The organism is Cereibacter ovatus (assembly GCF_900207575.1).
Taxonomy (GTDB): domain Bacteria; phylum Pseudomonadota; class Alphaproteobacteria; order Rhodobacterales; family Rhodobacteraceae; genus Cereibacter_A; species Cereibacter_A ovatus.
Genome location: NZ_OAOQ01000007.1, coordinates 158261 through 172610 on the forward strand (window position 1 = coordinate 158261; position 14350 = coordinate 172610).

Below are 14350 nucleotides of genomic sequence, written 5' to 3' on the forward strand. Positions count from 1 at the left end.
ACCAATTCTCCGCCATGACAACAGCCCGGCTTTGCGGCTATCGTCGCGCCATGACCCTGCCGCTGTCTGGCCTGCTGCATCCGCTTGATCTTCTGGCCGTCGGCCTGCTGTTGCTGGCCTGGGGCGGCACCGGCTGGCTGTGCGAACATCCCCCGGCGGGGCGGCCCTCGGTCTCGGTGCTGATGAAGGTGCATCGCCGGGCCTGGATGCGCGAGATGGTCACCCGGTCGCCCCGGATCTTCGACGCCAGCGTGATCGACAGCCTGCGCCGCGGCACGGCGTTCTTCGCCTCGGGGTCGATGATCGCCATCGGCGGCGGCATGGCGCTGATCGGCAACCCCGACCGGCTGGCGACCCTGGTCGAGGATCTGACGCTGCCCGCCGATACCGTCCGGCTGGAGGTGCGGGTGATCTTCGTCCTGATCCTTGTCGCCAATGCCTTCCTGAAATTCGTCTGGTCGCACAGGGTGTTCGGCTATTGCGCGATCGTGATGGCCGCGGTTCCGAACGACCCCGACCATCCCGACGCCTATCCCCGCGCCGCACAGGCGGCCGAGTTGAACATCAACGCCGCGCGCAATTTCAACAGCGGGCTGCGGGCGGTGTTCTTTGCGCTGGCCGCTTTGGGCTGGATGCTGGGGCCGCTGGCGCTGATCGTGACGACGCTGGCCACCACCTTCGTGATCCTGCGGTCGGAATTCGCCTCGGGGTCGCGGGCGGCAGTGCTGGACGAACGCCCGCGCAGCTAGGCGCGGCTGCCGAACCGGCCCTCGCGCAGCCATGCCGCAAGGGCCAGACCCGCGGCCAGCATCAGCCACAGCCATGCCGGCAACAGCGCGGCGATCCGCACATCCTGCGCGACATGTGCCCCGCGGGGCGTAATGCCGATCCAGCCGCGCCCGGCCGCCACCCGCCCCTCGCGCACCGTGCGGATGTCGGGGGCGCCGTCTTCAAGCCGCAACAGACCGCCACGGGTGGGCGCGACCACGGGGGCCAGCTTGTCGGCGCTGGCGATGGTTTCCTCGAACTCTTTCGGGGCCGAGGGGCCGACGGCGATCACTGCCCGCTGATCGCCCTGCCTCAGACGATAGACGCCCATTTCCGGCGCCTGCCATGTCGTGGCCCAGCGCCCCGGCGCGACCTCGGTCAGGGTCAGCGCGGTTTCGGCGCCGTCGGGGCCCACCACGCTGACCGCGCCCGGATCATCGCCGATGGTGCGCCGGGTGATGGCGATTTCGGCGCCTTCGGCCGTGGCGGTCAGCGCCTCTTCCTCAAGCTCGGGTTCCTTCATCATCCAGTGCGCCAGCCGCCGCAGCAGTTCCAGCTGCGGCCCGCCGCCTTCATGGCCGCGCCCCCACAGCCACATGTGATCCGAGGCCAGAACCGCGATCCGCCCCTTGTCCACCCGATCCAGCACCAAGAGCGGCCGGTCGCCCGCGCCCTGCATCACCACCTGCCCCGACGGCGCGGTGATCTCGACCTGACGGAACCAGCGGCCCCAGCCGCCTTCCGGCGCCAGCGCGTCCAGCCCCTGCGTCACCGGATGCTTGCGCCCCAGATCGGTCAGCGCCGGGCGGAACCCGCCCTCGATCACCCGGCTTGTCGCCTGCACCGGCAGCACATCAGCCAGCGGAGAGCGCCACAGACTGTCAGCCGAGCCGAATTCCGGCCCCGCCGCCACCAGAACGGTGCCGCCGCCGCGCACATAATTGCGGACGTTTTCCAGATACGAGGTCGGCAGGATGCCCCGCAGTCGGTAGCGGTCAAAGATGATCAGGTCGAATTCCTCGATCTTCTCGACGAACAGTTCGCGGGTGGGAAAGGCGATCAACGACAGTTCCGACACCGGGATACCATCCTGCTTTTCCGGCGGGCGCAGGATGGTGAAATGCACCAGATCAACCGAGGCATCCGACTTCAGCAGGTTGCGCCAGACCCGTTCGCCCGCGTGCGGCTCGCCCGAGACCAGCAGCACCCGCAGCCGATCACGCACGCCGTTGATCTGCACCACGGCGGCATTGTTGCGGTCCGTCAACTCGCCCGGCTGCGCGGCGAGTTGAAACTGAAGCACGTTCATCCCGCCATGCGGCAGGGTCACGGGCAGTTCCAGATCCTCGCCCACCGGAACGCGGAAAGTCTGCGCCTCGTCGCCATCAATGGAAATCGCCAGATCGGCCAAGCCCCCGACCGCGGCGGGCACCCGGCCCTGATCCTCGATCCGCAGGATCAGCGTCACCGGCTCGCCCAGAATGGCGAAGGCGGGGGCATTCTTCACCACCAGCCGGCGGTCCCAGTCGGCATCGCGCCCGGTCAGCAGCACATGCAGCGGCGCCGGCATCTGCGGGGACAGGTCCAGATCATGCGCCTGCCCGTCGGTGATCAGGATCGCCCCGGCCACGCGCGCGCGGGGTTCCTCGGCCAGCGCCTCGGACAGGGCGGCCATCAGCCGGGTGCCTTCGTCGCCTTCGCCATCGCCCACCCGCGCGACGCGCAGTTCGGTGTTGGGCAGCGCCGCCACCTCGGCCTTCACCGCCGCCAGCGCCGCCGCCGTCTGCGCGGCACGGTCGCCGATGCGCTGGCTGGCGCTGTCATCCACCACCGCGATCACGATATCCGACAGCGGGGTGCGGTCCTCTTCCTGCAAGGCGGGATTGGCCAGCGCGGCCAGCAGCACCGCCAGCGCAAGGCCGCGCAGCCACCAGCCGGCAAGGCCACGCCACAGCGCCAGCGCCACCATCAGCGCCGACAGGGCACAAAGCCCCCAGATCGCGGCCCAGGGCAGGATCGGATCGAACACCACGGTTCCGTTCACTGTCCCAGCCTTTCCAGCAGCGCCGGCACATGGACCTGATCGGATTTGTAGTTGCCGGTCAGGACATGCATCACAAGGTTGATGCCAAAGCGCCAGGCGATTTCGCGCTGACGCTCGCCGCTGTAGCCGCGGCCGACGGGAAGAAGCTCCATTCCGCGCTCATCCACGGCCCAGGCGGCGGCCCAGTCGTTGCCGCCGATCACCACCGGCGTCACCCCGTCGTTCAGGTTGCGAAACGGCATCCCCTCGGCTTGTTCGGCATCGGGGGGGGCTGCCTCGACCCAGATCCGCGCGCTGGTGTGACGGCCGGGGAAATCCTGCAACAGATAGAAGGTGCGGGTCAGGACATGATCGGGCGGGATCACCTCCAGCGGTGGAATGTCCAGCGGTGCCGCCAGCGCCTGAAGCCGGCGCCCCTCGGGGGTGGACCCCGCCCCCCCCGCGATGTCGGCATCGCGGGTGTCGAACAGGATCATGCCGCCGGTGCGCAGATAATCGTTCAGCCGGGCGTAGGCCTCGGCCGAGGGCAAGGGTTGGCTGGCGGTGACCGGCCAGTAAAGGAAGGGAAAGAAGGTCAGCTCGTCGGTTTCAAGGTTCAGCGCCATCGGCGCGCCCGGCTCGACCGAGGTGCGTTCGCGCAGGCGCAGGCCAAGGCCGCGCAGGCCGGCCTCGGCCACGCGGTTCACCTGCGGGTCGTCGGTCTCGACATAGGCCAGATGAACCGCCGAGGTCGCCTCGATCGCAAAGCGGTCGGCGTCCTGTGCCCGCGCGTCCGGCGCCAGCGTCAACGCAGCCAGCACCACCAGCGCACCGCGCACCGCGCCGATCCGGTTGCCCAAGCGGCCGGAAACCCACAGCGCCGCCAGCACATCCAGAACCAGCAGTGCCAGCGCCCCGGCAAGGAAGGCGCCTTTCAGCGCCTGTTCTTCCTGCGTATCCAGCCCCTCGACCGCAATCCGCGCGGGCCACAATGCGGCGCTGAACCCGGTTTCGGCCGCCACCGCATTCAGCGCCACGCGCCGGTCCGCCCCGGCATAAAGCCCCGGCAGAAGGTTCGGGCCCGGCCGCCCCCCGGCCAGCAATTCGCCCTGAACCCCCGGCCGTTCGCCCGCGTCCGAGGGCACACCAAAGGCATCCAGAACCACCTCGGGCACCCAGACCTGCCCTTCCAGCTCCGCCGCCCCCGGCGCCGCCGGCCGGGTCGAGACCGCCAGCCGTTCCAGCATCTGCACAAACAGCCCCGACAGCGGCAGGCTGGACCATTCGGCATTGGCGGTGACATGGACCAGCACGACCTGCCCCTGCCCCACCGCCTTGCGCGTCACCAATGGCGTGCCATCGGCCAGCGCGGCGATGGTGCGGCCGCCCAGTTCCGGGTCGGGCTGGGCCAGAACCTGCGCCGTGACCGACACCTCGGGCGGCACCCGCAGGCCGTGGAAGGGCGAGCCTTCGGCGAAGGGCGCAAGGGTCTTGGGTTCGCCCCAGCTCATGGCGCCGCCGACGGTGCGGCCGCCTTCGCGCAGGCGGACCGGCATCAGGGGATCTTCCGCCATCCGGCTGATGTCGGACGCGGCCAGTTGCGGCCCGGCAAAGCGCAAAAGCAACCCGCCGCCGTCCAGCCAATCCAGCAGGCCGTCCTGTTCGGTCTGGGTCAGCCGCGCCACATCGGCCAGCACGATGACATCCGGATTGGCCAGCAGCACATCCGACAGGGTGCCGTCGATCAGGTCGGCCACGGGTTCCAGCGCCTGCCGCAGGTAATGGGTGGGCGACAGCAGCTGCAACTGTTCGCGCCCGGCGCGGCCGGCAATCAGCGCCACCTTGCGCCGTTTCAGGCTGTCGTCGGCCAGAGTGACCGCCCCGGCGGAACGGACGCCGGCCAGTTCGAACCGGGCCACGCGGTTGCGCAATTCGGGCGGCAGCGACAGCGCGATGGTAGCCTCGGCCGCGCCGGAATCGAAGGCCAGCGGCACGCGGGCCAGTTCCCGCTCGATCCCGGCGGGGTCAAGACCGCGCGCCGACACCTCGACCGAGACCGCATCCGCCGCAGGCAACCGCAGCGCGGTCAGCTGCACCGCACCATCCTTGAACCCCGCCGGGCGCAGGGCCAGCACCGGGCGCGGGCTTTCGAACACCCTGACCCTGCCGCGCCCTTCCAGCGCCGACAGCAGCGCCGCGCGGCCGGGATGGTCCAGCCCATCCGACAGCCAGAAGCTGTCAAACCCGCCCCCAGGCAGCGCCGAGGCCCATGGCCCAAGGTCGAACGGCAGCCACGGATGCGGCGCAAGGGCAGCCAGCCGCCCCTCCCATGCGCCCGCAGCCTGAAAGGCGGGGATCTCGGGGCGGTCGGTCAGGCGCAGCACGGCCACGGGGCGGCCCTCGCGGCCCGCCTCGGCCAACAGCGCCCGGGCCCGGTCGATCCGGCGCGGCCAGTCGCGGGCGTCGGCCCAGGTGCCATCGATCAGGATCAGCAGCGGCCCGGTGCCCGGCTGGCGCTGTTGCGGGTTCAGCACCGGCCCGGCAAAGGCCACGATCGCCGCCGCCACCGCCAGCATCCGCAGGGCCAGCAGCCACCACGGGGTCTTGTCGGTCTCGGTCTGGTCATCCGCCAGCCCCAGCAGCAGCGCCACCCCGGGAAAGCGCCGACGGATCGGCGCCGGCGGCACCGCGCGCAGCAAAAGCCACAGCACCGGCAACAGGACCAGACCCAGCAGCAGCCAGGGTGCGGCAAAGCCGATGGGGCCAAGGGTCCACATCAGACGGTGCGCTCCAACGCGCGGTAAAGCCACAGCAAAGCGGGCTGCGCACCCTGCCCGGTGTGGTGGCAGTGCCAGTGCCACCCCGAGGCGCGGGCCAGTGCGGCCAGCCGGTCCTTGCGCGCGGCCAGCCGGTCCAGATAGCGGGCGCGCAGATCGCCCGCGCGCAGGGTTTCATGGCGCAGACTGCCCCCCATCGATTCAAAGAGGGTGCGGCCGTCAAAGGGGAAATCCTCTTCCGACGGGTCGAGGATCTGAAGCAGCGCGCCGCGCATGTCACGCTCGGCGGCGCGGGCCATCGCGCGCTCGATCCCGTCCATGTCGCCCAGAAAGTCCGAGACGAACACCATCCGGCCATGCCCCACCAGACCCGCGGTGTCGGGCTGGCCATAGTCGGCCGCCCCGTCGCCCGCCAGCGCATCGGCCAGCCGCAGCGCCTGCCCCCGGCCCGACCGCGGCGGCACGCCTTCGCCCGCCAGCCCGACCCGTTCCCCCGCGCGCAGCAGCAGCACCGCCAGCGCCAGCGCCACCAGCCGCGCCCGATCCGCCTTCGGTTCGCGCAGGCGATCGCCGCTGAACGACATCGAACGCGAGACATCCACCCACAGCACCACCGTCTGCGCCGCCTGCCATTCGCGTTCGCGCACGAAATGCGCATCCGACCGGGCCGAGCGGCGCCAGTCGATCATCCGCGCGCTGTCGCCGCCATGGGCGGGGCGATACTGCCAGAACTCATCCCCCATGCCGGCCCGGCGTCGGCCGTGTTCGCCAAGGATCACGGTTGCCGCCAGATGTTCGGCCTGGGCCAGCAGGGGCGGCAGCGCCTGCCCCAGCGCCTCGGCGCGCGGACGAAGGGCAAGGACGTCGCTCACGCGGCGGCCTCAAGGCCCATCTGCCGCGTCACCACGCGGTCGATCACCCCGGCCAGACTTTCGCCCCGCGCCCGCGCGGCAAAGTTCAGCGCCATCCGATGCGTCAGCACCGGCCGCGCCAAGGCCGCCACATCCTCGACCGAGGGCGCCAGCCGCCCCGACAAAAGCGCCCGCGCCCGCACCGTCAGCATCAGGGCCTGCGCCGCCCGCGGCCCCGGCCCCCAGGACAGCACGTCGGCCAGCCCCACGCCTTCCGGCTCGCCGGGGCGGCAGGCGCGCACCAGATCCAGGATCGCCTCGACCACCGCATCGCCCACCGGCATCCGCCGCAGCAGGGCCTGCGCCGCGATCAGATCCTCGGCCGAGAAGACCTGATGCACCTCGGCATCCTCGGCGCCGGTGGTGGCGATCAGGATCTCGCGCTCGGTCGCGCGGTCGGGATAGTCCACGTCGACCTGCACAAGGAAACGGTCAAGCTGGGCTTCGGGCAGGGGATAGGTGCCTTCCTGTTCGATCGGGTTCTGGGTGGCCAGAACATGGAACGGCCGGCCCAGCGGGCGGTGGCGGCCGGCAATCGTCACCTCGCGTTCCTGCATCGCCTGCAACAGCGCCGACTGGGTGCGGGGGCTGGCGCGGTTGATCTCATCGGCCAGAAGAAGCTGGCAGAAGATCGGCCCTTCGATGAAGCGGAAGGCGCGGGCGCCATCGGCGCCCATGTCCAGCACCTCGGACCCCAGAATATCCGCCGGCATCAGATCGGGGGTGAACTGGATCCGGTTGCCCTTCAGCCCCATCACCGTCGACAGCGTATCGACCAGCCGCGTCTTGCCCAGCCCCGGCAGGCCCACCAGCAGCGCGTGCCCACCGCAAAGCATGGCGGCCAGAACCAGTTCAACCACCCGTTCCTGCCCGATGAAGCGGCGCGAGATGCTGTCGCGCGCCTTGGCCAGCCTGACCTCAAGGGCTTCGATCTCGGCAACCAGTGCAGCGGCATCGGCCATGACAACTTTCCCCCGGTCGTTATATGGATCATCAGACCAAACTATGACGTGCCGCACAAATGGCAAAAAGCGGGAAGGCACAAATGATCGTGAAACCTTCGGCCGAAGGCGTGATGGCCAGCGCCGCCGCGGCCGCGAAGAAAGGCCCGCCCCCGGTCCATCTGTGGAACCCGCCGTTCTGCGGCGATCTGGATATCCGCATCGCCCGCGACGGGACGTGGTTCTACCTTGGCACCCCCATCGGGCGGCCGGAAATGGTGCGGCTGTTCTCGTCGATCCTGAAACGGGAAGGCGGGCGGTATTACCTTGTCACCCCGGTCGAAAAGGTGGGGATCACCGTCGACGACGCCCCCTTCGTCGCGGTGGATTTCGAAACCGCGGGCACGGGGCGCGAACAGGCCGTCACCTTCACCACTCAGGTGGGCGATCGGGTGACCGCCGGCCCCGACCATCCGATCCGCGTGCCCCGCGCGCCGGATGGCGAGCCGCGGCCCTACATCATGGTCCGCGCGGGGCTTGAGGCCCTGATCGACCGCAAGTCGTTCTACCGGCTTGTCGATCTGTGCGGCCATCACGACGGCTGGTTCGGGCTGTGGTCGCAGGGCGCGTTCTTCCCCGTCATCGCCTCGGACCAGTTGCCAGAGGGGTAAGGCCCCTTGCCGCGGCGGCCCGTCTCGTTATCATGCGCGGCCAGCCGCAACCCCGGTAAGGAGCCTGCCCATGACCATCGACGCCCCGGAAACCGTTGTCGTCACGACATGGAAGGTAGCCTGCGACGGAGGCGAGGGCGCGCTTGGCCATCCGCGGGTCTGGCTGTCGATCCCGCACGAGACCGGCTCGGTCGAATGCGGCTACTGCGACCGCCGCTTCGTGCATGAAAGCTTCGCCACCGACAAGTGACGCCCATCCCCTCGGGATGAAGAAAAGACACCCGGGGAGGGGACGATGACTTTCGGCAAGGGCTGCCACCTGCATCTGATCGACGGCTCGGCCTTCATCTTCCGCGCCTACCATGCGCTGCCGCCCCTGACGCGGAAATCCGACGGCCTGCCGGTGGGCGCGGTCGCGGGCTTTTGCAACATGCTGTTCCGCTATGTCGAAAACAACAAGGGTGCCGACGCGGCCACCCATGTCGCGGTGATCTTCGACCATTCCTCGAAGACCTTCCGCAACGAGATCTACCCGCTTTACAAGGCCAACCGCCCCGACCCGCCCGAGGATCTGCGCCCGCAGTTCCCCCTGACCCGCGAGGCGACGCGCGCCTTCAACATCCCCTGCATCGAAACCGAAGGCTTCGAGGCCGACGACATCATCGCGGCCCTTGCCTGCAAGGCGCGCGATGCCGGCGGGCAGGTCACGATCCTGTCGTCCGACAAGGATCTGATGCAGCTTGTGGGCAACGGGGTCGGCATGCTGGACCCGATGAAGAACAAGCGCATCGACCGCGACGAGGTGATCGAAAAGTTCGGCGTCCCGCCCGAGCGCGTGGTGGATGTGCAGGCGCTGGCAGGCGATTCCGTCGACAACGTGCCGGGCGCCCCGGGGATCGGCATCAAGACCGCGGCGCTGCTGATTCAGGAATACGGCGATCTGGAAAGCCTTCTGGCCCGCGCGGCCGAGATCAAGCAACCCAAGCGCCGCGCCGCCATTCAGGACAATGCCGACCAGATCCGCATCTCGAAGCGGCTGGTCGAACTGGACTGCAACACGCCCCTTGATGTCGAGCTGGACGATCTGGAAGTGCAAAAGCCGGTGGCCGGTGACCTGCTGGGCTTCCTGAACCTGATGGAGTTCCGCAGCCTGACAAAGCGGGTGGCCGACAGCCTCAAGGTCGAGGCCCCGCCCGCCCCCACCGCCGTCACCGCCCCCGCCGCAGCCATTCCCTCGGCCGCCGAGGCGCCGCTGCCCTTCGATACCGCGGCCTATGACTGTGTTCGCGATGCCGCCACGCTTTCGGCATGGATCGCCCGCATCCGCGAGCGCGGCCATGTCGCGGTGGATACCGAAACCACCAGCCTTGACGAGATGCGCGCCGAACTGGTCGGCATCTCGCTTTGCGTCGAAGCCGGGCGGGCCTGCTATATCCCGCTGGGGCATCGTCAGGGCACGGGCGATCTGTTCGGCGGCGCCGAGCTTGCGCCCGACCAGATCCCGATGGATCTGGCGCTGTCGATGCTGAAGCCGGTGCTTGAGGACGACGCGATCCTGAAGATCGGCCAGAACATGAAATATGACGCCAAGATCCTTGCGCGTCACGGCATCCGGGTCGCGCCCATCGATGACACGATGCTGATGTCCTATGCCATGCACGCCGGGCTGCACGGCCATGGCATGGACGAGCTGTGCGATACCTACCTTGGCCACAAGACCATCGCGATCAAGACCTTGCTGGGCTCTGGCAAGGCGCAGATCACCTTTGACCGGGTGCCGATCGATCAGGCCGTGCCCTATGCCGCCGAAGATGCCGACGTGACGCTGCGGCTGTGGGCCCTGTTCCGGCCGCAGCTTCACCGCGCCCGCGTCACCACCGTTTATGAAACGCTGGAACGCCCGCTTATCCCGATTCTGGCCGAGATGGAAATGGCCGGCGTGCAGGTCGACCGCGATACGCTGTCACGAATGTCGAACGCCTTCGCGCAAAAGATGGCGGCGCTGGAATCCGAGATCCACGAGCTGGCCGGCGGCCCGTTCAACGTCGGTTCCCCCAAACAACTGGGCGAGATCCTGTTTGAACGCATGAGCCTTCAGGGCGGTGTCAAGGGCAAGAACGGCGCCTGGGGCACCGGCGCCGACGTGCTGGAAGATCTGGCCGCCGAAGGCCACGACCTGCCCGCCCGCGTGCTGGACTGGCGGCAGTTGTCCAAGCTGAAATCGACCTATACCGACGCGCTGCAAGACCATATCAACCCCGAAACCGGGCGGGTGCATACGTCCTATTCCATCGCAGGCGCAAACACCGGGCGGCTGGCCTCGACCGATCCGAACCTGCAAAACATCCCCGTGCGCACCGAAGAAGGCCGCCGCATCCGCGAGGCTTTCGTGGCGCCGCCCGGCAAGGTTCTGGTCAGCCTTGACTATTCCCAGATCGAATTGCGCATCCTGGCCCATATCGCCGACATTCCGGCGCTGAAACAGGCTTTCCGCGAAGGTCAGGACATCCACGCCATGACGGCATCGGAAATGTTCGGCGTGCCGCTGGAAGGCATGGACCCGATGGTGCGCCGTCAGGCCAAGGCGATCAATTTCGGGGTGATCTACGGCATCTCGGGGTTTGGGCTGGCCCGCAACCTGCGCATCCCGCGCGCCGATGCGCAGGGCTTCATCGACCGCTACTTCGAACGGTTCCCCGGCATCCGCGCCTATATGGACGCGACCGTGGCCTTCGCGAAGGAAAACGGCTTCGTGCAGACCCTGTTCGGCCGCAAGATCCACACCCCCGAAATCAACGCCAAGGGCCCCGGCGCGGGCTTTGCCCGCCGTGCCGCGATCAACGCGCCGATACAGGGCACCGCCGCCGATGTGATCCGGCGCGCGATGATCCGGATGCCGAAGGCCATTGCCGGGATGCCCGCGAAGATGCTGCTGCAAGTCCATGACGAACTGCTGTTCGAGGTGGACGAGGCCGCCGCCGATGCGCTGACAGACCGGGTGCGCGAGGTGATGGAGACCGCCTCGGACCCGGCGGTGCATCTGTCGGTTCCGCTGACCGTCGAGGCCGGCCGCGGCGCGAACTGGGCCGCCGCACACTGACCCGGACGGTCGCCCGGATTGCAATGCGGGCCGCGGTAAGCGGCGCCCGGGTTCCTGTCGCTTTGCGGTGACGGATTTCGGGCGCACTGTCGCGTTGTGACCGGCGCCCGGGCGCCGGTCACGCTGCCCCCCTTAGCCCTGCCGCGACAGCATCGGCCCCAGCGGACGGCCGGCCAGAATATGCATGTGATAGTGCGGCACCTCTTGCACCGCATCCTCGCCCGCGTTCGACACGGTGCGATAGCCGCGCCCCCCCTCGCCCGGAGTGATGGCCAGCATGGCGCAGACCTGCGCCGCAGTGCGGTGAAAATCCACGATCTCGTCCGCAGAGGCCTCGGCCGCGAAATGGTCGAAGCAGACGTAAGGCCCTTTGGGGATCACAAGGATATGGTCGGGGGTCTGCGGGCGGATATCGCGGAAGGCCAGCGTATGGGCGGTGTCCAGCACGGTCTGGTTCGGGATCTCGCCGCGAAGGATGCGGGCAAAGATGTTCTGGTCGTCGTAGCTGTAGGGCATGTCTTCAATCCACGAATAGGTAGTCGGTGGCGGCGATCTCATGGGCCAGAGCCTCGGAAATCCCGAGGAATTCCGCAAGGGGGGGCGTGTTCTCGGACACGCTGGCGGCCTCGCGGATGCGGTGGAAGCGGTCAAAGCCCGCATCGCGCAGCCGGTCGCTTTCAAAGCGGATGTCATAGCGGATCGTGGGCAGCAGCCGGGCCAGAACCTCGGGGCGGGTCGCCTGACCGGCCAGACCGATGCGGCGGGCGTGGCCGGCAAGGTAGTCGTCGGAAAATGCGCACTCGATCTCCATCAATCGGGTTTCGGCCCGGTCGGCAAAGAAATCGCGCATCAGGTCAAGGTTGGCCGGATCGATGCAGATCACCAGCCGGTCGCTGTCCCATGTATCGAACAACAGCCGCAGCAACGCGCGCCGGTGGCGGGTGCGCTTTTCCAGCGTGGTCTGGATGCCGCCAAGATCAGGCAGCGGCGTCGCCTCTTCGTTGAACAGGTAGTCCACCGCCGGGATGCCGGTCACCTGCCGCACCCGTTCCATCAGCCGCTTGGCGACATGCCATTTCTTGCAGGTCACGATCAGCAGGGTCCGCCCGCGACCCAGAGAGGATTCGGTTTCCCAGAAGCGCGGCGCAAAACGCCGGCCGATCCGGCCGCGCCCGGTCAGGAAAGCAAACAGCCGCCGGCCCTCGTCCGAGACCGGAAACGCGACATCCGTCGCGGCATAAAGCCGGCCCAGCCGCTGTTTCAGATCCAGCGCATCGGCCGAGATCTTGCGGGCGAACAAGTAATCCTGCCCCATCAGCAGATCGTAATGGTCGTTGTAGAAGGTGACCGGCATCCCGTAATCTGTGAACATCAGGAAGGTCAGCGTGCGCGAGCGGATCTCTGGCGCGGGCACCAGATGGCGGACAAGGGTCTGAAAGAAGGTCTCGTCCGGGATCCATGTCGTGCGGAAAAAGCGCAGCACGTCGGGCCGCTGATCGCAGAACGCCAGCACCGATTCGACAGTGCGGCGGCGCAGGCACCACCACTGGCTGCCGATCTGGACCCGAAGCCCCTGCGGAATCCGCCGCGTCAACCCCATCCGCTTTTGCAGATCAAGCAGCCCATAGAACAGTCGCGGCCGGGCGCGTTCGTTCACGACGTGGCGGTAGATCAGCCGTTCTTCCTTGATCCCGGTCTTGATCCAGTCCGAGCGGAAGAAGTCGAAGCTTTCGATATGGTCCGCATCCTCGCGGTCCAGAAACGCATGGGCGTGTTCGGCGGATTTGATCGGCATGCAGTCGCCCGACAGCATGTAGAAATGCGTGGCGCGCGGGAAGGCGTCGATGGCGGCGCGCACCGCCTGAAGCGTCGCGGCGACAAGGCTCCATTCCCCCCAGCCGCATTTGATGCGCCGGCGCGCGAAGGTCACCGAAGGATTCGCGGCCAGCGCGCCCCGGATGCGGTCAAAGGCCGCGCGCGGCGCACGGGCGTCGAAATGGATCGCGACGAAATCGCCCGCAGCCGTCAGCCGTTCCGCCTGCGCGACGATGCCCTCGGGATCCTTGTGACATAAAAGGATGTAGGCGATCCTTGCCATGACTGTCGCTTTGCCCGCATCCGCACCTTTGCCGCTTCTAGTGCGCGCCGCCAGTCATTGAAAAGTAATAAATTGTCTGCTTTCTGGGGGAAATCGCCCAGAAGGAGAGCGCACATGGGGTTTCCCGGAACCTGGATGACGGAAAGCGAAAGCCTCGTCTATCGCGTGGTGCCGAAATGCGCCTGCTCGACCATCGGGCAGATCATGTATTTCTCTGATCACGGCCGGTTTTTCGACGGCGACATCCATGATGCGACGACGGGCCTGCACAAATGGGCACAAGAGGCCAGCCAGCCGCTGATCGAGGCCAATGTGAAGGCGCATCGCTCGCCCGCCTTCACCTGCGTGCGCAATCCCTACAGCCGCATCCTGTCGTCGTTCTTCGACAAGATCTGCGGTATCCAACGCAACGGCAAACGCTATCGCGGCAATCTGGTGCCGCTGATCATCCAGAAATACGGCATCGACGTCGGGGGCGAGGATGGCCGGGCCGAGTTCGACCAAATCGCCAGCTTCCGCCGCTTTCTGCTGTTCGTGCGCGACACGATCCGCTGGAAGAAGCCGATGGAGCCTGACATCCACTGGTCGGCCATGTCGGGTCACATCTCGACCTTCATCGTGAACGGCGGGCGCTATGACCGCATCTTCTTCACCGAGAAGTTCAACGAAGGCATGCAGTCGGTGCTGAACCTTGCCTCGCTGCGGCATCAGGTGGATCTGGCAACGATCCCGCGGTTCAATGAAAGTGAAGGCCACGGCCCCGCGCGGGCGCATCCGGTGGAGGCCTATTTCGATGACCTGTCGATGCATCTGATGTGGGAAATCTACCGCAAGGACTTTCAGCTGTTCCGCTACGATTTCGACAACCCGGCGAACAAGCTGCCGAAAGGCGACATCGATCTGGCCGAGGTCCATGCCCGGCTGGGCGACTGAGTTCAGACCGCACCTGCGGCCGGTGTCAGCGATAGTGCCCCGGGTTGTTCTCTAATCGCCTTGGTCAATCGCTGATCTCTCTGCCGTTGATCCTGGGTGCCTGGCTCTGAGGTTCTCTCCGTGGTCAC

At 67.6% G+C, this 14350-nt stretch carries 11 protein-coding genes; 5 read left to right on the forward strand and 6 right to left on the reverse strand.

Annotation, left to right across the window (positions count from 1 at the left end):
- The first annotated feature begins 14 nt into the window (after window positions 1-14).
- The gene (locus tag CRO07_RS10120; protein WP_407919624.1) at window positions 15-749 is read left to right on the forward strand and encodes a DUF599 domain-containing protein; all 735 of its coding nucleotides are present in this window, start codon (window positions 15-17) and stop codon (window positions 747-749) included.
- On the opposite strand, the gene CRO07_RS10125 is transcribed toward CRO07_RS10120, so the two are convergent.
- The 4 genes from CRO07_RS10125 to CRO07_RS10140 are packed head-to-tail and all read right to left on the reverse strand — an operon-like array spanning window position 746 to window position 7441.
- Window positions 746-2812, reverse strand: a complete 2067-nt coding sequence (locus CRO07_RS10125; RefSeq protein WP_097030571.1) for a hypothetical protein — start codon at window positions 2810-2812, stop codon at window positions 746-748. The genes CRO07_RS10120 and CRO07_RS10125 overlap by 4 nt on opposite strands.
- The gene (locus CRO07_RS10130; protein WP_097030572.1) at window positions 2809-5568 is read right to left on the reverse strand and encodes a DUF4159 domain-containing protein; all 2760 of its coding nucleotides are present in this window, start codon (window positions 5566-5568) and stop codon (window positions 2809-2811) included. The genes CRO07_RS10125 and CRO07_RS10130 overlap by 4 nt, the downstream gene beginning before the upstream one ends.
- Window positions 5568-6440, reverse strand: a complete 873-nt coding sequence (locus CRO07_RS10135) for a DUF58 domain-containing protein (protein ID WP_097030573.1) — start codon at window positions 6438-6440, stop codon at window positions 5568-5570. Before CRO07_RS10135 ends, CRO07_RS10130 begins: the two co-directional genes overlap by 1 nt.
- A complete protein-coding gene (locus tag CRO07_RS10140; RefSeq protein WP_097030574.1) occupies window positions 6437-7441 on the reverse strand; it encodes an AAA family ATPase in 1005 nt (334 codons plus the stop codon). The genes CRO07_RS10135 and CRO07_RS10140 overlap by 4 nt, the downstream gene beginning before the upstream one ends.
- An 83-nt stretch (window positions 7442-7524) precedes the next feature.
- Here CRO07_RS10140 and CRO07_RS10145 point away from each other — a divergent pair, with 83 nt between their 5' ends.
- The 3 genes from CRO07_RS10145 (at window position 7525) to polA (ending at window position 11191) form a co-directional block, all read left to right on the forward strand.
- Window positions 7525-8091 carry a DUF1285 domain-containing protein gene (locus CRO07_RS10145; RefSeq protein WP_097030575.1) on the forward strand — a complete coding sequence of 189 codons (567 nt, stop codon included), beginning with the start codon at window positions 7525-7527 and terminating at the stop codon, window positions 8089-8091.
- A gap of 70 nt (window positions 8092-8161) precedes the next feature.
- Window positions 8162-8341 carry a zinc-finger domain-containing protein gene (locus tag CRO07_RS10150; RefSeq protein WP_097030576.1) on the forward strand — a complete coding sequence of 60 codons (180 nt, stop codon included), beginning with the start codon at window positions 8162-8164 and terminating at the stop codon, window positions 8339-8341.
- Window positions 8342-8386: 45 nt separating this feature from the next.
- The gene (gene polA, locus CRO07_RS10155; protein ID WP_097030577.1) at window positions 8387-11191 is read left to right on the forward strand and encodes a DNA polymerase I; all 2805 of its coding nucleotides are present in this window, start codon (window positions 8387-8389) and stop codon (window positions 11189-11191) included.
- Between the two features lie 132 nt (window positions 11192-11323).
- Here the strand turns inward: polA and CRO07_RS10160 are convergent, their stop codons facing one another.
- Together CRO07_RS10160 and CRO07_RS10165 are read right to left on the reverse strand one after the other, a co-directional pair.
- The gene (locus CRO07_RS10160) at window positions 11324-11707 is read right to left on the reverse strand and encodes an HIT domain-containing protein (protein WP_097030578.1); all 384 of its coding nucleotides are present in this window, start codon (window positions 11705-11707) and stop codon (window positions 11324-11326) included.
- Between the two features lie 4 nt (window positions 11708-11711).
- A complete protein-coding gene (locus tag CRO07_RS10165) occupies window positions 11712-13289 on the reverse strand; it encodes a DUF5928 domain-containing protein (protein ID WP_097030579.1) in 1578 nt (525 codons plus the stop codon).
- Window positions 13290-13403: 114 nt separating this feature from the next.
- Here CRO07_RS10165 and CRO07_RS10170 point away from each other — a divergent pair, with 114 nt between their 5' ends.
- Window positions 13404-14222, forward strand: coding sequence for a sulfotransferase family protein (locus CRO07_RS10170; protein WP_097030580.1), 819 nt, complete (start codon window positions 13404-13406; stop codon window positions 14220-14222).
- Window positions 14223-14350 lie beyond the last annotated feature (128 nt).

Excerpts from the sequence above, each read along its gene's own strand:
- CRO07_RS10145 (WP_097030575.1), top strand. The coding sequence starts at position 7,525 with ATGATCGTGAAACCTTCGGCCGAAGGCGTGATGGCCAGCGCCGCCGCG.
- CRO07_RS10140 (WP_097030574.1), bottom strand. The coding sequence starts at position 7,441 with ATGGCCGATGCCGCTGCACTGGTTGCCGAGATCGAAGCCCTTGAGGTC.
- CRO07_RS10150 (WP_097030576.1), top strand. The coding sequence starts at position 8,162 with ATGACCATCGACGCCCCGGAAACCGTTGTCGTCACGACATGGAAGGTA.
- CRO07_RS10130 (WP_097030572.1), bottom strand. The coding sequence starts at position 5,568 with ATGTGGACCCTTGGCCCCATCGGCTTTGCCGCACCCTGGCTGCTGCTG.
- CRO07_RS10170 (WP_097030580.1), top strand. The coding sequence starts at position 13,404 with ATGGGGTTTCCCGGAACCTGGATGACGGAAAGCGAAAGCCTCGTCTAT.
- CRO07_RS10160 (WP_097030578.1), bottom strand. The coding sequence starts at position 11,707 with ATGCCCTACAGCTACGACGACCAGAACATCTTTGCCCGCATCCTTCGC.
- CRO07_RS10120 (WP_407919624.1), top strand. The coding sequence starts at position 15 with ATGACAACAGCCCGGCTTTGCGGCTATCGTCGCGCCATGACCCTGCCG.
- CRO07_RS10165 (WP_097030579.1), bottom strand. The coding sequence starts at position 13,289 with ATGGCAAGGATCGCCTACATCCTTTTATGTCACAAGGATCCCGAGGGC.
- polA (WP_097030577.1), top strand. The coding sequence starts at position 8,387 with ATGACTTTCGGCAAGGGCTGCCACCTGCATCTGATCGACGGCTCGGCC.